At 68.4% G+C, this 19493-nt stretch carries 20 protein-coding genes; 12 read left to right on the forward strand and 8 right to left on the reverse strand.

The features are described 5' to 3' along the window. Window positions 1–83: 83 nt before the first annotated feature. Entirely contained in the window at window positions 84–941 is an 858-nt protein-coding gene (locus VHD82_RS13745; protein ID WP_325702261.1) for an SMP-30/gluconolactonase/LRE family protein, read from the reverse strand. Further along, complete coding sequence (locus tag VHD82_RS13750; protein WP_325702609.1) at window positions 942–1664, reverse strand: FadR/GntR family transcriptional regulator; 723 nt, start codon at window positions 1662–1664, stop codon at window positions 942–944. Between the two features lie 183 nt (window positions 1665–1847). On the opposite strand from VHD82_RS13750, the gene VHD82_RS13755 reads away from it, so the two are divergent. The 4 genes from VHD82_RS13755 to VHD82_RS13770 all read left to right on the forward strand — a co-directional run bounded on the left by VHD82_RS13755 (window position 1848) and on the right by VHD82_RS13770 (window position 5996). After that, a complete protein-coding gene (locus VHD82_RS13755) occupies window positions 1848–2945 on the forward strand; it encodes a sugar ABC transporter substrate-binding protein (protein WP_325702264.1) in 1098 nt (365 codons plus the stop codon). An 18-nt stretch (window positions 2946–2963) separates the two neighbouring features. Next, complete coding sequence (locus VHD82_RS13760; protein WP_325702267.1) at window positions 2964–4001, forward strand: ABC transporter permease; 1038 nt, start codon at window positions 2964–2966, stop codon at window positions 3999–4001. Further along, window positions 3998–4774, forward strand: coding sequence for an ATP-binding cassette domain-containing protein (locus VHD82_RS13765; RefSeq protein WP_325702269.1), 777 nt, complete (start codon window positions 3998–4000; stop codon window positions 4772–4774). The genes VHD82_RS13760 and VHD82_RS13765 overlap by 4 nt, the downstream gene beginning before the upstream one ends. Window positions 4775–4850: 76 nt before the next feature. Beyond that, window positions 4851–5996 (forward strand): aldose epimerase family protein, encoded by a 1146-nt coding sequence (locus tag VHD82_RS13770; RefSeq protein ID WP_325702272.1) that lies wholly within the window; start codon window positions 4851–4853, stop codon window positions 5994–5996. A 47-nt stretch (window positions 5997–6043) separates the two neighbouring features. Here the strand turns inward: VHD82_RS13770 and VHD82_RS13775 are convergent, their stop codons facing one another. Then, entirely contained in the window at window positions 6044–6523 is a 480-nt protein-coding gene (locus tag VHD82_RS13775; protein WP_325702275.1) for an SAM-dependent methyltransferase, read from the reverse strand. Window positions 6524–6759: 236 nt separating this feature from the next. Between VHD82_RS13775 and VHD82_RS13780 the strand changes: the two genes are divergently transcribed. Both VHD82_RS13780 and VHD82_RS13785 read left to right on the forward strand, forming a co-directional pair. Next, complete coding sequence (locus tag VHD82_RS13780; protein ID WP_325702278.1) at window positions 6760–7227, forward strand: N-acetyltransferase; 468 nt, start codon at window positions 6760–6762, stop codon at window positions 7225–7227. A gap of 24 nt (window positions 7228–7251) precedes the next feature. Beyond that, a complete protein-coding gene (locus tag VHD82_RS13785) occupies window positions 7252–7422 on the forward strand; it encodes a nuclear transport factor 2 family protein (protein ID WP_325702281.1) in 171 nt (56 codons plus the stop codon). A gap of 28 nt (window positions 7423–7450) precedes the next feature. On the opposite strand, the gene VHD82_RS13790 is transcribed toward VHD82_RS13785, so the two are convergent. Next, window positions 7451–8680 carry a DUF6923 family protein gene (locus VHD82_RS13790; protein ID WP_325702284.1) on the reverse strand — a complete coding sequence of 410 codons (1230 nt, stop codon included), beginning with the start codon at window positions 8678–8680 and terminating at the stop codon, window positions 7451–7453. Then, window positions 8680–9444, reverse strand: coding sequence for a hypothetical protein (locus tag VHD82_RS13795; RefSeq protein WP_325702286.1), 765 nt, complete (start codon window positions 9442–9444; stop codon window positions 8680–8682). Before VHD82_RS13795 ends, VHD82_RS13790 begins: the two co-directional genes overlap by 1 nt. Window positions 9445–10077: 633 nt before the next feature. On the opposite strand from VHD82_RS13795, the gene VHD82_RS13800 reads away from it, so the two are divergent. Genes VHD82_RS13800 through VHD82_RS13825 form a run of 6 tightly spaced genes read left to right on the forward strand, consistent with a single transcriptional unit; the run spans window position 10078 to window position 16976 of the window. Continuing rightward, window positions 10078–11487, forward strand: coding sequence for a family 2B encapsulin nanocompartment shell protein (locus VHD82_RS13800; protein ID WP_325702289.1), 1410 nt, complete (start codon window positions 10078–10080; stop codon window positions 11485–11487). 17 nt (window positions 11488–11504) lie between these two features. Then, complete coding sequence (locus VHD82_RS13805; RefSeq protein WP_414637511.1) at window positions 11505–12893, forward strand: family 2B encapsulin nanocompartment shell protein; 1389 nt, start codon at window positions 11505–11507, stop codon at window positions 12891–12893. 12 nt (window positions 12894–12905) lie between these two features. After that, window positions 12906–13895, forward strand: coding sequence for a polyprenyl synthetase family protein (locus VHD82_RS13810; RefSeq protein ID WP_325702295.1), 990 nt, complete (start codon window positions 12906–12908; stop codon window positions 13893–13895). 37 nt (window positions 13896–13932) lie between these two features. Beyond that, the gene (gene ispH / locus VHD82_RS13815) at window positions 13933–15201 is read left to right on the forward strand and encodes a 4-hydroxy-3-methylbut-2-enyl diphosphate reductase (protein WP_325702298.1); all 1269 of its coding nucleotides are present in this window, start codon (window positions 13933–13935) and stop codon (window positions 15199–15201) included. Between the two features lie 11 nt (window positions 15202–15212). Next, window positions 15213–16292 (forward strand): flavodoxin-dependent (E)-4-hydroxy-3-methylbut-2-enyl-diphosphate synthase, encoded by a 1080-nt coding sequence (ispG, locus tag VHD82_RS13820; protein ID WP_325702612.1) that lies wholly within the window; start codon window positions 15213–15215, stop codon window positions 16290–16292. A 54-nt stretch (window positions 16293–16346) separates the two neighbouring features. Beyond that, entirely contained in the window at window positions 16347–16976 is a 630-nt protein-coding gene (locus VHD82_RS13825) for a pyridoxamine 5'-phosphate oxidase family protein (protein WP_325702300.1), read from the forward strand. On the opposite strand, the gene VHD82_RS13830 is transcribed toward VHD82_RS13825, so the two are convergent. The 3 genes from VHD82_RS13830 to ctaD are packed head-to-tail and all read right to left on the reverse strand — an operon-like array spanning window position 16973 to window position 19407. Next, window positions 16973–17185 (reverse strand): DUF3618 domain-containing protein, encoded by a 213-nt coding sequence (locus VHD82_RS13830; RefSeq protein WP_325702303.1) that lies wholly within the window; start codon window positions 17183–17185, stop codon window positions 16973–16975. The two genes, VHD82_RS13825 and VHD82_RS13830, sit on opposite strands and share 4 nt — an antisense overlap. Next, window positions 17178–17594 (reverse strand): phage holin family protein, encoded by a 417-nt coding sequence (locus tag VHD82_RS13835; RefSeq protein ID WP_325702306.1) that lies wholly within the window; start codon window positions 17592–17594, stop codon window positions 17178–17180. Before VHD82_RS13835 ends, VHD82_RS13830 begins: the two co-directional genes overlap by 8 nt. A 49-nt stretch (window positions 17595–17643) precedes the next feature. Next, entirely contained in the window at window positions 17644–19407 is a 1764-nt protein-coding gene (gene ctaD / locus VHD82_RS13840; protein WP_325702309.1) for a cytochrome c oxidase subunit I, read from the reverse strand. Between the last annotated feature and the right edge of the window lie 86 nt (window positions 19408–19493).

Here is a 19493-nt window from a genome sequence, read left to right on the forward strand (position 1 = left end):
CCTGCTGAAAACCGGAACAGCTGTTTCGCGGAGAGAATCGCAGCCGGGTCCCCGCTCCGGGGACCGGGAAACTACGTAGGAGGTTACTGAACCCCGTAGACCGCGGCGGCGCGGCCCCGCACGCCCGGCCGGTACCGGAACAGGGCGCCGGCCTCGGGCTGCTCGCCTTCGGATACACCCTGGCGTGACGTGGTGATGTACAGCTCGTCCAACTGCCTGCCACCGAACGTACAGGCCGTGACCTGACTGACGGGCAACTCCACGTGCTCCTCCAGTACACCGTCCGGGCGGTAGCAGCGCACGGCGGAGCCACCCCAGAGCGCGACCCACAGCCTGCCCTCGGCGTCGACCGTCATGCCGTCGGGCGAGCCGTCCTGCTCGGGGATGGTGAGCAGCGGGCGCCGGTTGTGCAGGCCTGCCTCCGTGGAGTAGTCGAACACGTCGACACGGTGGGTCGGGGTGTCGATGTAGTAAGCGCTTTCCCCGGCCGGGCTCCACGCCAGGCCGTTGGAGATGGTGACGTCCGACAGCACTGTCGTCACCTCTCCGCCCGGGTCGAGCCGGTAGAGGGCGCCCGCGCCCGGCCTCTCCGCGTACGACATCGTGCCGCAGTAGAACCGGCCGTCGGGGTCGCAGCCGCCGTCGTTCATCCGGATCGCCGGGTCGGACCACAGCTCGCCGAGCGGGCGGACGTCCTCCAGCGACGCGTCGGCGAGGGCGAACCCGCGCTCCAGCGCCAGCACCGCTCCCCCGTCGGCGGTGGGCCGCAGCGCCGCCGCGACCTTGCCGACGTGCTTCCGCCGCACCTGCCCGGAATCCGCGAGCTCCAGCACGTCCCCGGCGAGCATGTCGACCCAGCGCAAGCCAGGCCAACCGGGATGGAAAACCGGACCTTCACCATGCGCCGCAACGGGTTCGGTCACCTGATCCACAGTGGACATTCAGCTGACCATCTGCCGGACCGCTTCCGCGGTGGTGTCGATAAGGCGCTTCATGGCCCGCCCGGCCGCGACCGGACGACGGCCTCGCGCGGCGACGAGCACGGCCTGGTGCAGCGGCAACGTGGCGGCAACCCCGCCCGGCGCGTGCGAACTGGCCTCCAAACCGTGGTACAGACTCGTTTCCAGCAACCGGCCGAGCTGCTCGATGAGCTGGTTCCCGCTGGCCCGCAACAGGGTCAGATGGAAGGCGAGGTCGGCGTCCACGAACGCCTCCTCCTGTTCGGGCAGGTTCGGCGCGTGCTGTTCCATCCGCGCGTACGCGTCCTCCAGCGTGGCCAGCTGTTCGTCCGTGGCGCGCTCGGCTGCCAGCTGCGCGGCGCCGGGCTCCACCATCAGGCGCAGCTCCAGCAGGTCCTTCAGGAAGTCGGCCTTGGCCAGCTGACCGTGCCAGTTGATGACCTCGCGGTCCATCAGGTTCCATTGCTCACGCGGCAGCACCCGGGTGCCCAGCCGCGGCCGCGGCTCCACCAAACCCTTGGCGGCCAAGGCTTTCACCGCTTCGCGCACGCCACCGCGGCTCACGTTGAGCTGCGCGGCCAGCTCGGCCTCATTGGGCAGCCTGCTGCCGTCGGGGAGCTCACCGGACACGATCCGGCGGCCGATCCACTCGACCACGCGGCCGTGGATCGTGCGGTGCCTGCCGAGCGGCCCCTCCCTGGTCATACTCACGGAGTAATCATTGAATCATTCAAAGATAAAGTCAAATCAGGCCGTCTTGTCCCAATCGTTACCCGGCCCGCTGGTTCACCGCGAGCCGAGCCTTGACTGTATCGACGAATCATCCAATGATTCAGGCACGCTTGACCCCGTGCCCGAGTTCCCCGCCGAAGTGGATGGGTGGTTTACATGAGCGACGACAAGGCCGCGACCTCTCGAAGGGCCGCACTGAAATTCATGGGAGCAGGTGGCGGGGCGGTCGCCGCCAGCGCGTTGCTCGCCGCATGCAACGGCGTGCAGGGCAACCAGAGTTCCGGCGGCGTTGGCGCGTTCCCGAGCACCCCGGGCTACCGGTTCACCTTCATCAACCACGTCACCACGAACTCCTTCTTCGTGCCCACGAAGTCCGGGATGACCGACGCGGCCAAGCTGCTCGGCCTGCCCGACCCGCAGTGGACCGGCTCCACCGAAGGCAACGTCTCGGAGATGGCCAACGCCTTCTCCACCGCGGTAAACGGAGGCGTCGACGGCATCGCCATCGCGCTGACCGACAACAACGCCTTCGTCGAGCCGACGAAGGCCGCGCTGGCCAAGGGTATCCCGGTGATCGCCTACAACGCCACCGCGCCGGGGAACTACCCGCTGACCTACGTCGGCCAGGACCTGTACCAGTCCGGTTTCCTGATGGGACAACGGATCGCCAAGGACGTCACGTCCGGGCTGATCCTGGTCGGCATCTCCCAGCCGGGCGGCAACAACGTGCAGCCACGGCTCGACGGCATCACCGACGCGCTCAAACAGGCCGCGCCCGGAGTGACCGTACAGTCCGTCAACACCGGCGCCGAGCAGGCCAACGAACTGAACGCGATCACCGCCGCCTACGACGGGCACACCGACGCCAAGGGCCTGTACGCCGTGGACGCCGGCAGCACCGCTTCGATCGCGCAGCTGCTGTCCACCCGCGGTCTGCAGGGCAAGATCCACGCCGGTGGGTACGACACGCTGTCCGACACGCTCAAGGGCGTGCAGTCCGGTGCGCTGGACTTCACCATCGACCAGTCCGCGTATCTGCAGGGTTTCCTGCCGGTGCTGTACATGTACCTGTTCCGGCTCTCGGGCACGCTCCTCTCGCCGCCGGTCACCGACACCGGCCTCACCTTCGTCACCAAGGAGAACGTAGGCCCGTACGTCTCGGCCAACAGCAAGTTCGAGGGCGGGCCGAAGACCGATCTGGTGCCGATGCCCAGTTCCATTCCCCTGCCCGCGGCGACCACCCTGACCCGCTGACACGAGGTGCCGTAAGACATGACAGACGCGCTCACCGGCAAACAGACCGGCCGCACCGGCGGCACCGAGGGCGGGCCGCCGCCGCGCCGCGGGTTCCTGCTGGGACTGATCCGGATCAAGGAACTGAGCATCCTGCTGGTCACGATCGCGGCCGCGATCTACTTCGTGGCCACCAGCGGGCCCGGGTTCGTCACCTCGCAGAACTACCACACCATCGCGCAGTACGTGGCCCCGTGGGCGATCGTCGGCGCCGGTGAGGTGATGGTGCTGATCTGCGGGCAGATCGACCTGTCCGCCGGGTTCGTGTTCACCCTGTCACCGTTCGTGCTGATGTTGTTCTACAACAACGGGTTCCCGTTGTTCCTGGCACTGGTGGCCTCGGTCGCGGTGAGCGCGGCGATCGGGATGGTGAACGGGCTGATCCACACGATCTTCGGGCTGTCGGCGTTCATCACCACGCTGGGGATGGCCTTCCTGCTGTGGGGCCTGTCGCTGATCATCTCCGGGGGTTCGCCGGTGAGCGCGCCGGCGGACAACTGGGTGGCCTCGGTGTTCGGGCAGTGGGGCTGGTCGGAGTTCCTCTGGGCGCTGCTGATCGTCGCGGTGATGCAGGTGCTGCTGTCCACCACCCGGTTCGGCATCGCCACCCAGGCCACCGGCGGCAACCCGCTGGGCGCGGCGGAGTCGGGCATCCGCACCAACCGGATCAAGGTGATCTGCTTCTCGATCACCGGCGGGCTCGCCGGGTTCGCCGGCATCCTGCAGGGCACCAGGGTCGGCTCCTACGACCCGACCAACGGCGGGTTCAACACGATGTTCTACGCGGTGGCCGCCGCCGTCATCGGTGGCACCGCGTTGCTGGGCGGCTCGGGCACCGTGATCGGCGCGTTCCTCGGTGCGCTGTTGCTGGGCCTGGTCTACGACGGGTTCAACCTGACCGGCATCAGCGCCAACGGGTTCTACGTACTGCTGGGCATCGCCATCCTGGTCGCCGCCCTGCTCAACGTCTATTTGGCTTCACTACGCAAGAAACTGGGTTCCCGGAGGTTGTCATGAGTGAGACCAACGGGGTGCCCGAGGTGATGCGGGCCGAGCACGTCAGCAAGCGGTTCGGGCCGGTGCACGCGCTCGACGACATCAACCTTTCGGTGCGGCGCGGGGAGATCCTCGGGCTGATCGGCGACAACGGCGCCGGGAAGTCCACGCTGATCAAGATCCTGACCGGGTTCCACCAGCCCGACGGCGGCACCCTGTCGTTCGAAGGCCGGCCGGTGCAGCTGAAATCGGTGACGCACGCGCGGTCGCTGGGCATCGAGACGGTGTTCCAGGACCTCGCGATGGTCAACGACCTGCCGGTGTACCTGAACCTGCACCTGAACAAGGAACTGGTGCACAAGCCACTGCCTTTCTTGCGGCGCAAGGAAATGAAGCGCCGGGCGCGGGAGGCGCTGGACGCCATCGGGATCAACATCCCGACGGTGACCGCGGAAGTAGGGCAGCTCTCGGGCGGGCAGCGGCAGGCGATCGCCGTAGCCCGCTCGGTGTACTCGCAGGACACGAAACTGCTCCTGCTCGACGAACCGCTGGCCGCGATGGGCGCGAAGGAGGGCGGCCTGATCCTGCGGCTGCTGGCCCAGCTCAAGGCACGCGGGGACATCGCGATCATCCTCATCGCCCACAACTACAGCCAGGTGGTCGACGTCTGCGACCGGGTGAACCTGTTGCAGCACGGGGAAATCACCTTCGACAAGTCCTCGAAGGAGACGTCGGTCGCCGAACTGCTCGAACTCGTGCACGCCGAATACCGCTTGAACACCACCGGCGAATAGCGCCGCTGTTCGCCTGACCCAACAAAGGGAGGGTGTATTTGTCATGCGCGGAAGAATCGCGCTCGCGGTGAGCGCAATGAGCATCGCGGCTCTGGGGTTGAGCGGGGTGTCGGCCGCCGCGCCACAGGCGGCCGGGCATTCCCCGACGATCAGCAAGGAATACTTCGGCCAGGCCGACGGCACGGCCGTCTATCGCTACACCCTGACCAACTCGCACGGCATGAAGGTGCGGATCCTCTCCTACGGCGGGATCATCCAGACCCTGGAGGTGCCGGACGCCCACGGGCACAGTGCCAACGTCGTCCTCGGCTTCCCGACACTGGCCGACTACGTCGCCAAGAACAGCCCCGAAGCGGGCGGCGGCGTGTACTTCGGCGCGCTGATCGGCCGCTACGCCAACCGGATCGCCAAGGGTCAGTTCACTTTGGACGGTAAGACCTACGACGTTCCGGTCAACAACAACGGCAACAGCCTGCACGGCGGGCTGCAGGGCTTCGACAAGAAGGTCTGGACCGTCACCGAGGTGCCGGGCAAGGGCACCGCGGGGCTGCGGCTGAGCGTCACCAGCCCGGACGGCGACCAGGGCTACCCCGGCACGCTGAAGGCCACCGTCACCTACACCCTCGATGAGCAGAACCGGCTCGTCCTGGGGTATGAGGCCACCACCGACAAGCCGACCGTGGTGAACCTGACCAACCACACCTACTGGAACCTCGCGGGTGAGGCCTCCGGCGACATCTACGACCAGAAGCTGCAGCTCAACGCCGACCGGTACTCCCCGACCGACGCAACGCAGATCCCGACCGGGCAGCAGGCGCCGGTGGCGGGCACGCCGTTCGACTTCCGCAAACCGACCGCGATCGGCGCGCGGATCGCCGACAACGACCCGCAGCTGGCGATCGGCCAGGGCTACGACCACAACTGGGTGCTCAACGGCGGCAACGGGAAGTCACTGGCACTGGCGGCCAAGGCCAGCGACCCGGCGAGCGGGCGGACGCTGACGATCCTCACCGACCAGCCGGGAATCCAGTTCTACTCCGGCAACTTCCTGGACGGCACGCTGTACGGCACCAGCGGGCACGCCTACCGGCAGAGCTACGGGTTCGCGCTGGAGACCCAGCACTTCCCGGACTCCCCCAACCAGCCCAGCTTCCCCAGCACCGTGCTGCGGCCCGGCCAGACCTACCGGACCACCACGGTCTTCGCGCTCGGCACCAGCTGAGTTCTCCGGGACCCGGGCTCCGCTTCGCGGGGCCCGGGTTTCGCGCGTCAGGCTTGCGCGGGCAGCGGCTTTTCCCAGTAGCCCGCCATCAGCTCGCGGGACCAGACCGGCTGGGTGACCTGCTCGCGCGGGCCGAACTCGGCCAGGTAGGGCTTGATGTCGAGCACCGGGCTGCTGTCGATCGCGTCGAGGCCGCGGACCTTGATCGTCAGCCCGTTCACCGAGAGCAGCCTGCAGCAGGTGACGCCGAGCCGGTTCGGCCGGTTCTTGGCGCGCTGAGCGAAGATGCCCACCTGCGGCCAGTCCGGGTTGTTGCGGGGATGCCGCGCGCCGCGCTGCATCTTGTCCGCGCTGACCCGGTCGAACACGTACACGATCTCGACGTGCGAGAACTCTTCGAGCCCCCACAGTGCGTCTGGCCCGAAGAGCGCGCCGTCGAGTTCGATCAGCGACGTGACCGAATCCCAGTCGTCGTCGACCGGCTCAGACCTCGGGGACCGGACGTAGCCGATCGGATGCAAGATCATGCCTTCAGTGTGCCTGATGGGTAAACGGCTCGCGCGCGCACGGGGTGGGCTTCTATTTTCAGCGGCATGCTGATCAGACACGAGACCGGCCTCGACCACGGCAAAGTCCGCGAGGTGCACGCCAGTGCGTTCGCCGACGAGCGGATTCCCGTGCTGGTCGACAGGTTACTAATCCGACCAAAAGTAGGCCGAACCCCGGGGCGGCAGGTAACCGTTGCCGCGCAAGCCATGCGGCCGTGGCTGTGGTCGGATTGGTAACGACCGGCACAGTACGCGCGACCGAACGGGCGCTCGCGCCGATTTCCCTGGTGGCGGAGGGAGAACAGGGCGTGACCGGGCATGTCCTGTTGAGTCACAGCCTGCTCGACGCGCCGCGACGCCTTGTCGACGTGTACGTGCTTTCGCCGCTGGCCGTGTCGCCCGCGCACCAGCGCACCGGCATCGGCACCCGGCTCATCGAACGTGCGCTGGCGGAGGCCGAAGGCACCGCCGCGCCACTGGTCTTCCTCGAGGGATCGCCGGTGTACTACGGAAAACGCGGGTTCGAGCGGGCCGACACGCTCGGTTTCCGGTCGCCTTCGCTGCGTATTCCACCGCCCGCGTTCCAGGTCCGGCGACTGTCCTGCTGGGAGCCGTGGATGACCGGCACACTGGTGTACGCGGCGGCGTTCTGGGACCTCGACTGCGTCGGCCTGCGCGACTGAATGGAAGCCCAAGGTAGGGATCAGTTGGAGGCACGGGAATTCGTCGGCGACTGGGTGCGGGCGTGGAACGCGCACGACCTCGGAGCGCTGCCCGGCCATTTCGCCGAGGACGTGGTGTTCACCTCACCTGCCGGCGGATCCCGGATCCGCGCTTCGAGATCGTCGGCAGCCAGGTGGGCGCGCACACGCTCGTGATCGACTACCGCAACCAGAAAGGCGTGAGTCACCTGCCGATCCGGCGGGCGACGATCCCGGCGCCGAGGATCAGCACCAGTGCCGTCACGGCCCAGCGGCGTTTCTCCTTCGTCTGTTCGGTCCGGGCGACCGGTGCCGCGGAAGCCTTTGTGGATGGCACGGTCCGCTTCGTGGCCGGGCTCACCGGTGGTGGCGGCGTGGTGACCGCTCGTGGAGAGGAAGTGGGCGAAGGCTTCGGTGGTGGCGTCGGTTTCGGAGTCGGGGTCGGGGCGGGCGCGACGGCAGGTGCGGGCGGCGGGGGCGGCACGACGGTCGTCGGCGGTGGTGGCGTGGCGGTCGGTGGCGGGGGCGGGACGGCCGTCGGGGGTGGTGGCGTGGCGGTCGGTGGCGCTGGCGGCGGCGCGACGGTCGTCGGGGGTGGCGGCGCGATAGTCGGTGGCGGGGGTGCCGGTGGCGCGGGAGGCGGCGGGGGCGCGGGGACCGGAAGGGGCGGCAGGCAGCCTGCCGCGTCGGCGTTCGAGGCGGGGAGCCCGGTCGCGAGTTCGCTCACCTGCCCGCTGGTCACCCGGTAAACCCGGCTCCGGCCGCGATTCTGGTTCGCCGTCACGTAAAGCGTGCCGTCCGGAGCCCGGACCACGGCGCCGTAGGCGGTACTGAACGGAAGCTGCGGCCACGGCAACCGCCGCACCACGCCGGTGCGCGCGTCGATGGTGACCACCACCCCGCCCACGAGCGGCACGCTCGCGACGCCGTAGAGCAGCCCGCTCGCGGGATCGGAATCGAAATCGTCCACCAGCAGCGCGAGGGACGTCAGCACGGTGACACGCCGGACGCCGAGGAAGTCATCGCCGGGCTGGATGTCCACTGTGTACAGAGAATCGCCGGACTTGACGTACCAGAGATTTCCCGACACGGCACCAGCCGTCACGGACGAGAAGTCGTGCCGTGCCGAGGCGTGCAAGGGCCCGAGATCCGTTGCCCTGCCCCGCCGGTCGAGGGTCACGACGTCTCCGTTCGACGCCATGCCGTACGCGAGATCCTGTCCGCGCGCGTAGCCGAGCGCGTTGAGCTGGTAGGGCACCCGGCCGAGCCCGGTCGTGGCGACCGCCGGGTACTCCGTTCTGTCCACAATGGAGCTCCTGACCGAGAAACTCCGTACTTGCAGGGCGACACAGGTCGCCCCGGCCGCGGCGGCGTCCGGCGCGAGCGTGGTCAACACCAGGAGCAGCAGCACCACGCACAGCCGTGTCCCCCGCATCAGCTCAGCCGGGCGATGGCCTGGTCGAACGCGTCCGTGCCGAGTTTCGACCCGCCGGCGAACGGGTTCTGCAGCTGGAAGATCGCGAACAGCAGCAGCGTGGTCGTGGCGGCCAGAGTGGACACGATGATGACATGGGTGATCTGCTTCGTCCCGCCGAACAGGTTCGGCAGCGCCACGAAGATCACGCTGCCGGCGATCAGCACGAACCAGACCACGGTGCCGATGTTGTTGTCCCGCACCGAATTCAGCCGGGCCTGGCGTTTCTCGTAGATGTTCACGAGCTGTTCGCCGGCGTCGGTCTTGCGGTTGACCAGCCAGTCGTCGTCGGGCAGGTCGGTGGCGTCGAGCGACTGCCGCATCTGCTCCACCAGCGACCAGCCGGTGCCCGGCATCGGCCCGCCGTCGCGCAGCCGCGGCCATTCCTGCCGTACCACGGTTTCGGTGTACTCCTTCGCCAGCGCGGGCACCTGCGTCTTCGCCGGCTCGGGCAGCGACGAGGCGTCCCAGGCCACCGCGACCACCGCCTGCGCCTCCTCGTACGCGTTGTCGCGGGCGGTGTCGGCCGCGTCGAACAGGGAGATCAGCACGAACGCGACCACCACCGCGTGCAGGCCACCGACGATGGTGAACGCCTGTCCGGCGGCGTCGTTGTTGTCCATCCGGCCCTCGTCGAGCCCGTACTTACGCACCAGGTAGGCGATGATCGCCCCGGCCACCACCGCGCCGATCACCCAGAACAGGCCGACCAGGTACACGCTCATCGAGGTCCTTCCGAGAGGGCGCGGGCAATTCCGGCGAGTGCCAAGAAAGCTAATCGCGGCGGTGATGACGTCACAAGATCGGGTAAGCGCTTTCATGCCACGGCAGGTGCGGAATTCGGCCCCCTTCACCGACGCGGAGCAATACCGGCACGAATTGGCGAACACGATTACCTGCCCGGCGTCCCGGAACGGTAGCGGGTTTGGGCCATCCGGGGCCGTCCCGTTCACCGGGAGTCACCACCAAAAGCCGATATTTCCGAAAAGCCATGGCGGACAACGAAAAGACGACCCATTAGCCACATCGGGCCACAGTATTTCCCACAGTCCGGGAATGGATGGAGCCGTTCGGAGCAGTCCGGGCGGCCTGCGTGCCCGGCAGGTCCCGGATGTCACCCCGTCGGGCAGTGCGCACTGGGCGAGCCGGGTGACTTGCCGGAAAGCGCTCTACCGACCGTTTCCCGGCCGCGGTGCGCATCACTCGAATGTCGGCCGCACGGCGGACGACAATTTCCGGAGCCACGGTCGAGTGACTGTACTGCCCGGATAGCCGGTGCTAACGTCGAATTCGCCCCAGGAAATCGGGCCTTCACGAATTTGCGGAATCCCTTTATGCAAGGATTGGTGGTATTTGCCGTGACTGTGACCGAATCCGCTGAGTCGGGTGTGGCCGATGGTGCCTCACAGCTGAGCCTGAGCACCGCGGCGGCGCGGAACCTGGCCACCACGACCAAGTCCGTGCCACAGATGCAGGCGATCACGTCCCGCTGGCTGATCCGCGCGCTGCCCTGGGTGCAGGCCTCCGGTGGCGCGTACCGGGTCAACCGGCGGCTGTCCTACACCGTCGGCGACGGCAGGGTCACGTTCGTCAGCACCGGGGACGACGTCCGCGTGATCCCGGCCGAACTGACCGAGCTGCCGCTGCTGCGCGGATTCGACGACACCGAGGTGCTCACCGCGCTCGCCGGCCGGTTCGAACAGCGCAGCTACGAGGCCGGGGACGTGCTCGTGGAGTTCGGCCACGAATCCGACCAGGCCTTCCTCATCGCCAACGGCAAGGTGGCCAAGATCGGGCCCGGTCAGTACGGGCGGCAGACCACGCTCGGGGTGCTCGCCAACGGGGACCACTTCGGCGACAAGACGCTGGCCGACCCGGAGGACCTCTGGGAGTACACGGTCAAGGCGCTGACCCCGTGCACCGTGCTCGTCCTGCAGCAGAACGGTTTCGACGAGGTGTACGGCCAGTCCGAGGCCCTGCGGGAGCAGGTCCGCAAGTTCCAGGAAGGGCTGCTCGCGCCGCGGAACGAACACGGCGAGGCGGAGATCGGCATGTCCTCCGGGCACGACGGTGAGCCGGACCTGCCGAGCACCTTCGTCGACTACGAGCTCTCCCCGCGCGAGTACGAGCTGAGCGTCGCGCAGACCGTGCTGCGGGTGCACTCCCGCGTCGCCGATCTGTACAACCAGCCGATGAACCAGGTCGAGCAGCAGCTGCGGCTCACCGTGGAGGCGCTGCGGGAACGCCAGGAGTCCGAACTGGTCAACAACAAGGATTTCGGCCTGCTGCACAACGCGGACCACTCCCAGCGCATCCACACCCGCTCCGGCCCGCCCACCCCGGACGACCTGGACGAGCTGCTGTCCACGGTGTGGAAGGACCCGGACGTGTTCCTCGCGCACCCGCGCACGATCGCCGCCTTCGGCCGGGAATGCAACGCGCGCGGCGTGTACCCGGCCGGGATCGAGTACCTCGGCCACCAGGTGCCGTCGTGGCGCGGGGTGCCGATCCTGCCCTGCAGCAAGATCGGTGTGAGCGACACGAGCACCAGCTCGATCATCCTGATGCGCACGGGGGAACAGAACCAGGGCGTGATCGGCCTGCACCAGACCGGTATCCCGGACGAGTTCGAGCCGGGCCTTTCGGTGCGGTTCATGGGGATCAACGACAAGGCCATCATCTCCTACCTCGTCTCCGTGTACTACTCCGCGGCCGTCCTGGTGCCGGATGCACTGGCAGTACTGGAGAACGTCGAAGTCGGCCGGTAAGAAACGGGGTTGGGCACATCGTGACCGTGACACTGGAGACCCGGACCAGGCTTAGCCTGAGCACCGCGGCGGCGCGGAACCTGGCCACCACCGCCAAATCGGTTCCACAGATGCGCGGGCTCAGCCCACGCTGGCTGCTGCGGCAGCTGCCCTGGGTGGACACCACCGCGGGCAGCTACCGCGTGAACCGCAGGCTCAACCACGCCACCGGCGCGGGGCGCGCGGCGTTCTACCGCGACGGTGGCGAGCTCCGGGTGGTTCCGGAAAGCCTGGCCGAGCTGCCACTGCTGCGGGGGTTCGCGGACGAGGCGGTCCTGGGCGCGCTCGCCGGGCGGCTCACCCAGCGCGAGTACTCCCCCGGCGAGGCACTCGCCGAGGAGGGCAGTCCGGCCGAGGAGATTTTCCTGCTGGCACACGGGAAAGCCGCCAAACAGGGCCGGGGGGATTACGGGGAGGTCACCTCGCTCGGCATCCTCGCCGACGGGGACTACTTCGGTCAGCAGGTGCTGGCCGACTCCCCGCAGGACTGGTCCTGCACGGTCCGGGCGCTCACCCCGGTCACGGTGCTGGTGCTGCGCCGGGCGGACCTCGCCCAGCTTCTGTCCACTTCGGACGCTCTGCGGGCGCACGTGGCGAAGCTGCGGCGGGGTTCGGTGCCGGCACAGAACAAGCACGGCGAGGCGAACATCGAGCTGGCCTCCGGACACGGCGGCGAGCCGGACCTGCCGACGACGTTCGTGGACTACGAGCTCGCCCCGCGCGAGTACGAACTCGGGGTGGCCCAGACGGTGCTGCGGGTGCACACCCGGGTCGCGGATCTGTACAACGACCCGATGAGCCAGCTGGAGCAGCAGCTCCGGCTGACCGTGGAGGCGCTCCGTGAGCGCCAGGAAGCGGACCTGCTGACCAATCCGGAGTTCGGGCTGCTGCACAACGCCGATCTCAAGCAGCGCATCCAGACCAGGGGCGGGCCACCGACCCCGGACGACATGGACGAACTGCTGTGCCGGCGCAAGAGCACGGCGTTCTTCCTGGCCCATCCGCGCGCGATAGCGGCGTTCGGCCGGGAGTGCACCAGCCGCGGGATCGAGCAGCGAACCGTTGAGGTGGAAGGGAAACAGGTGCTCGGCTGGCGCGGCGTGCCGGTGCTGCCGTGCGACAAGATCCCGGTCTCGGCCGGCAACAGCACGTCGATACTCGCGATGCGCGTCGGCGAGCAGCGCCAGGGCGTGATCGGACTGCGCCAGAGCGGGATCCCCGACGAGATCGAGCCGAGCCTCAACGCGCGGTTCATGGGGATCGGCGAAAAGGCGATGCTGTCCTATCTGGTCAGTTCCTACTACTCGGTGGCGGTACTGGTCCCGGATGCGCTGGGCATCCTGGAGAACGTGGAACTGGGACGGTGAAGCGTGGATGTCGTGACGAAGGCGCGGACGGCGCCGGAAATCCTGGCCTGGGCCCGGAATCTGGTCGAACCCGAACTGCGCGCGACCGCCGGGCGGCTGTCCGCGTCGATGCGCCCGCCCACCTACCACCACTTCGGCTGGACCGATGACGGTGGCAGCGGGAAGGTGATGCGCCCGGCGCTGACGCTGCTGTCGGCACAGGCCGTGGGCTCCGCACCGGAGCCCGCGCTGCCCGCCGCGGTCGCCGTGGAGCTGGTGCACAACTTCTCGCTGCTGCACGACGACGTGGTGGACGGCGACGTGACGAGGCGGCACCGGGCCACGGTGTGGAAGGTGTTCGGGGTCGGCACCGCGATCCTCGCCGGGGACGCGATTCTCGCGCTGGCCGCGGAACTGCTGGCCGAACAGCCCGGGCAGCTGCGGATCCTGATGGCCGCGGTGGCCGACCTCATCGAAGGCCAGTGCGCCGATCTCGCCTTCGAGGAACGGGAAGAGGTGAGTGTCGCGGAGTGCCGCGCGATGGCGGCCGGCAAGACCGGGGCGCTGCTCGGCGCGTCCTGCGCGATGGGTGCCGTGGCGGGCGGCGGCGGCGGGGAACAGGTCCGGCAGCTGCGTGCCTTCGGTGAGGAGATCGGCCTGGCGTTCCAGTTCGTCGACGACCTGCTCGGCATCTGGGGCGAGCCCGCGGTCACCGGGAAGCCGGTGTACTCGGATCTGCGCAGCCGCAAGAAGTCCCTGCCCGTGGTTGCGGCGCTGGGCTCGCGCACCAGGGAGGGCAGGCAGCTGGCCGAGCTGTACCGCAAACCCGAGGACCTGACCGGGCCCGAGCTGGTGCGCGCGGCCGAGCTCGTGGCTGGCGCCGGCGGCCGCGAGTGGGCCCAGGCACAGGCCGACAACCTGCTGGAGCACGCCCTGTCCCGGTTGCGCGCCGCGGTTCCCCGGCCCCAGGCCGAAACCGAGCTCACCGCGCTCGCGCGATTGGTCGCCCGCCGTGACCGTTGAGGTCCCCGCACCGCGAATGGGAGTACGAGGAGAGTCGATGTCCTTCACCGCAGCGCAGAGCATTCTCGCCGCGAACAACCGGGGCCGCCCCGATCCGGGTGCGGTGCTGGTGGCCGAAGACCTGCTGTGGCCGGACCGGCCGTCTGTGCCCTGCCCGGCAGGGGTGCTGCTGGAAGGGGAACTGCGGCGGCGCGGGGTGCGCGCGGGCCGGGGCCCGCTGCACGCGGAAGCCGATCGCGGCGCGGTGGCGCTGCGCTCGGTGTTCCGCGCCGGTGACCACACCGCGGGGCTCGGGGCGGCGATCACCGGGAGCCCGTCACCGGAGTTGACCGAGCGGGTGTGCGGCGCGATGGCCGCGTGCCTCTCGGCCGCCGGCACGGCGCGCACGGTGCTGCTCGCGGCGCCGCGTTCGTTCTGCGCCGGCGTGGAGCGGGCGATCGAGATCGTGGAACGGTTACTGGCCCAGCGCGGCGGGCCGGTCTACGTGCGTAAACAGATCGTGCACAACGTGCATGTGGTCCGCGATCTGGAGTGCCGCGGGGCCGTGTTCGTGGACGAGCTGAGCGAGGTGCCGCCTGGCGCGGCCGTGGTGTTCTCCGCGCACGGGGTCTCCCCCGCCGTGCGCACGGAGGCGAAGCGGCGGCGGCTGGAGGTGGTCGACGCGACCTGCCCGCTGGTCACGAAGGTGCACACGGAGGCGCGGCGGTTCGCCGCTCGCGGGGACACGGTGATCCTGATCGGGCACGCCGGGCACGAGGAGGTCGAGGGCACCCTCGGCGAGGCGCCGCGGCGGATGGTGCTCGTGCAGTCGGCGGAGGAGGCCCGGAAGCTGGAAGTGCCGGACCCACAACGGGTTTCCTACCTCACCCAGACCACGTTGAGCGTGGACGAGACAGCCGAGGTCGTCGAGGCGCTGCGCCGCCGGTTCCCCGCGCTGCGCGGCCCGGCCTCCGACGACATCTGTTATGCCACAACGAATCGGCAGGACGCGCTGAAGGCGATCGCGGCCGAGTCCGATGTGGTCCTCGTGGTGGGCTCGAAAAACTCGTCGAACTCCGTGCGGCTGGTGGAACTCTCACGCCGGGCCGGCACCCCGGCGCACCTCATCGACGGCCCGCCCGACCTGAGGCCGGAATGGCTGATCGACGCGAAAGTGGTCGGGTTGACGGCAGGAGCCTCGGCGCCGCCGAGGCTGGTCAACGCCGTCATCGCCGCGATGGGCGGGCTGGGCCCGGTCAAGGTCGAGGAGCGCGAGACCAGCCGCGAGACCATCCACTTCACGCTGCCCGCGACGGTGCGGTCGTGACGGAACTCGGCATGCCCGTGATTCCCTTGCGGCGCAGGAAGTCCCGGCAGGTGATGGTCGGCGCTGTGGCTGTGGGCGGGGACGCGCCGGTCTCGGTGCAGTCGATGACCACCACCGTCACCGCGGACGTGAACGCGACGCTGCAACAGATCGCGGAGCTGACCGCGGCGGGCTGCCAGATCGTGCGCGTCGCGGTGCCCTCCTCCGACGATGCGGAAGCGTTGCCCGAGATAGCGAAGAAGTCCGCGATCCCGGTGATCGCGGACATCCACTTCCAGCCCCGTTACGTGTTCGCGGCGATCGACGCCGGCTGCGCCGGGGTGCGGGTGAATCCGGGCAATATCAAGAAGTTCGACGACAAGATCGCCGGGATCGCGAAGGCGGCCGGGTCCGCGGGGACCCCGATCCGGATCGGGGTCAACGCGGGTTCGCTGGACAAGCGCCTGCTCGCCAAGTACGGCAAGGCCACCCCGGAGGCGCTCGTCGAGTCGGCGTTGTGGGAGTGCTCGCTGTTCGAGGAGCACGGGTTCACCGACCTGAAGATCTCGGTGAAACACCACGACCCGCTGGTGATGATCGACGCCTACCGGCTGCTGGCGCAGCGCTGCGAGTACCCGCTGCACCTCGGCGTGACCGAGGCGGGGCCGCGGTTCCAGGGCACGATCAAGTCCTCGGTGGCGTTCGGGGTACTGCTGGCCGAGGGCATCGGGGACACGATCCGCGTGTCCTTGTCCGCGCCGCCCGTGGAGGAGGTGAAGGTCGGCGCGCAGATCCTGGAGTCGCTGGGGTTGCGGCCGCGGCGGCTGGAGATCGTGTCGTGCCCGTCGTGCGGCCGGGCTCAGGTCGACGTCTACCAGCTGGCCGAGCGCGTCACGGCGGCGTTCGACGGCTTCCCGGTCCCGCTGCGCGTCGCGGTGATGGGCTGCGTGGTCAACGGACCCGGCGAAGCGCGCGAAGCGGACCTCGGGGTGTCGTCGGGCAACGGGAAGGGGCAGATCTTCGTCAAGGGGGAGGTGGTGCGCACGGTGCCGGAGAGCCAGATCGTCGAAACCTTGCTGGAGGAGGCGGCGACGCGCTGGCCGGTGGAGTGAGCCGCCGCGCAAAACCGGTCAGCAACCGGGCGGATGTTCAGTAGTGTCGGCGTTATGGACATGGACGGGGTGGTAACGATCGGCACGGCGGACGAACTCCGCGAGATCGTCGGCGAGGTGCAGCCCGCGGCGCTGCGTAAGGAAAGAACGAAGCTGCATCCGCTCGACTTCGAGTGGCTGGCCGCCTCCCCGTTCTGCCTCATCGCCACCTCCGACGCCACCGGTGCCTGTGACGTGTCCCCCAAGGGCGACCCGCCTGGCTTCACCCGCGTCCTCGACGAAGGCACGATCGCGATCCCGGACCGGCCCGGCAACCGCCGGGTGGACACGTTCCGCAACGTACTCACCAACCCGCACGTCGGGTTGGTCTACTTCATCCCCGGCCGCGGCGACACGTTACGCATCAACGGACGCGCCACGCTGGTGCGGGACGCGCCGTTCTTCGACGACATGAAGGTCAAGGGCCACCGGCCGAAGCTGGCGCTGATCGTGGCGGTGGAACAGGTTTTCCACCACTGCTCCAAGGCTTTCCTGCGCTCGAAGCTGTGGAAGCCCGAGTCCTGGGAGCCGGAGTCGGCGCCGCCCCGGCCGGTGATCGCCAAGACACTGGAACGTCCGGACGACTCGCTCGAAGAACTCGAGCGCTACTACGGCCCGGCCTATGCGGACAAGCTCTACGGCTAGCGGCGGGTGAACTTTCTGATCAGCAGTGCCAGCAGCAACCCCGCACTGATCGCCGCGCCCGCCGTCAGCGCGACACGCTGACCGGTATGCGCGGTGGCGCGCGCCTTCTCCGCCAAGGCTTCCACGGTCTCGCCGAGTTCCTGGCGGGTCAGTTCCACGTCGAGGCGCGCTTCTTCGGCATCACGTGGGAAGGTGTCGCGCTCACTCATGGTGCCGGCCCCCTTCGCGTACGACCTGCACGTCCTTGGCCACGCCCGCGGCGGCTTCCTCGGGCACCGGCGGTACGGCGCGCTTGATCTTGCGGGTGCCGATCAGCGCGGCTATCCCGGCCACCACCAGTAGCGCGGCCCCGACGACCAACGCCGCGGCCCAGCCCGGCATGACCAGCGCGAGCCCGAGGATGGCGGCGGCGACCAGCGCCAGCGCGCCGAACACCGCCACGACGCCGGCGGCCCCGGCCAGCCCGGCGCCGAGCCCGGCGTTCTTGCCCTTGTCCTTGAGCTCGGCGGCGGCCAGCTGGACCTCGTCCCGCACCAGCCTGCGGGTTTGTTCCGACATGTCCTGGATCAGCCGGGCGATCGAGCGGTCCTCGACCGCGGTGGATCCGTGTTCGGTCATCAGTCCCTCCAAGGCAGTCCGCGCTCCGGCTACCCGGGAGTACCGAAAGCTAACCGTGCCCGGAATCGTCGCCCGAGATCGTCTCCGACGGGGTCGCGGAGGCGTGCTCATGCGGCACCGGCTTCCCGCTGAGGGTGATGTGGCCCTGCTCGCGCAGCCGTTCCACCATATGCGGATAGTGCAGTTCGAAGGCGGGGCGTTCCGAGCGGACCCTGGGCAGCTCGGTGAAATTGTGCCGCGGCGGCGGGCAGGTGGTGGCCCATTCCAGGGAATTGCCGAAGCCCCACGGATCGTCCACCGTGACCTTCTCCCCGAACCGGTAGCTCTTCACCACGTTGTAGATGAACGGCAGCATCGAGGCGCCGAGAATGAACGCGCCGATCGTGGAAATGGTGTTGAGCACGGTGAACCCGTCGCTCGGCAGGTAGTCGGCGTACCGGCGCGGCATACCCTGGTCGCCGAGCCAGTGCTGCACCAGGAACGTGGTGTGGAAACCGATGAACGTGGTCCAGAAATGCAGTTTTCCCAGCGGTTCGTCGAGCATTCGCCCGGTCATCTTCGGGAACCAGAAATAGACCCCGGCGAAGGTGGCGAAAACGATCGTGCCGAACAGCACGTAGTGGAAGTGCGCGACCACGAAATAGGTGTCGGTGATGTGGAAATCCAGTGGCGGCGAGGCGAGGATGACCCCGGTCAGGCCACCGAGCAGGAAGGTGATCAGGAAGCCGACGGAGAACAGCATCGGGGTCTCGAACGTGATATGGCCCTTCCACATCGTGCCGATCCAGTTGAAGAACTTGATCCCGGTCGGTACCGCGATCAGGAAGGTCATGAACGAGAAGAACGGCAGCAGCACCGCGCCGGTGGCGAACATGTGGTGCGCCCACACCGCGAACGACAGCGCGGTGATCGCGATCGTGGCGAACACCATCAGCCGGTAGCCGAACAGCGGTTTCCTGCTGAACACCGGAATGATCTCGGTGACGATCCCGAAATACGGCAGCGCGATGATGTAGACCTCGGGATGGCCGAAGAACCAGAACAGATGCTGCCACAGGATCGCACCGCCGTTGGCGGGGTCGAACACGTGCGCCCCGATCAGCCGGTCGGCCAGCAGCGCGAACAGCGCGGCGGTCAGGATCGGGAAGGCGGCCAGCACCAGGATCGAGGTGAACAGGATGTTCCAGGTGAAGATCGGCATCCGCCACATCGTCATCCCGGGACATCGCAGGGTCACGATGGTCGTCACCATGTTGACCCCGCCCAGAATGGTGCCCAGGCCGGAGACGATCAGCCCCGCGATCCACAGGTTCCCGCCGATACCCGGTGAGTGCGTGAAATCGGACAGCGGGGTGTACGCCGTCCAGCCGAAGTCCGGTGCGCCCCCCGGGGTGAGGAACGAGGACAGCACGATCAGCCCGCCGAACAGGAACAGCCAGTAGGAGAACGCGTTCAGCCGGGGGAACGCCACGTCCGGTGAACCGATCTGCAACGGCAGCACCAGGTTGGCGAAGGCGAACACGTTTGGCGTGGCATACAGCAGCAGCATGATCGTGCCGTGCATGGTGAACAGCTGGTTGTACTGCTCCTGGGAGAGGAACTGCAGCCCGGGCCGCGCCAGCTCGCTGCGCATCAGCAACGCCATCGCGCCGCCGACGACGAAGAAACCCAGCGAGGTCAGCAGGTACATCCACCCGATGACCTTGTGGTCGGTGGTGCGCATCAAGCGCAGGATGGTCTGACCGCGGCGGTGCCGCGCGGGGAGATCGTATTGGTCGCCCAGGACAATCGGCCGGGCACGCAGGTCCGTCATCGCAGCATCCTCGCCTCCGTCGCACACAGTGCCGACCCGGCTTACCCACTGTCCTCCGTGGCCAAAAGTGAATCAACCCCAAACCG

This window comes from Amycolatopsis sp., assembly GCF_035546795.1.
In the GTDB taxonomy this organism is placed as follows: Bacteria; Actinomycetota; Actinomycetes; order Mycobacteriales; family Pseudonocardiaceae; genus Amycolatopsis_E.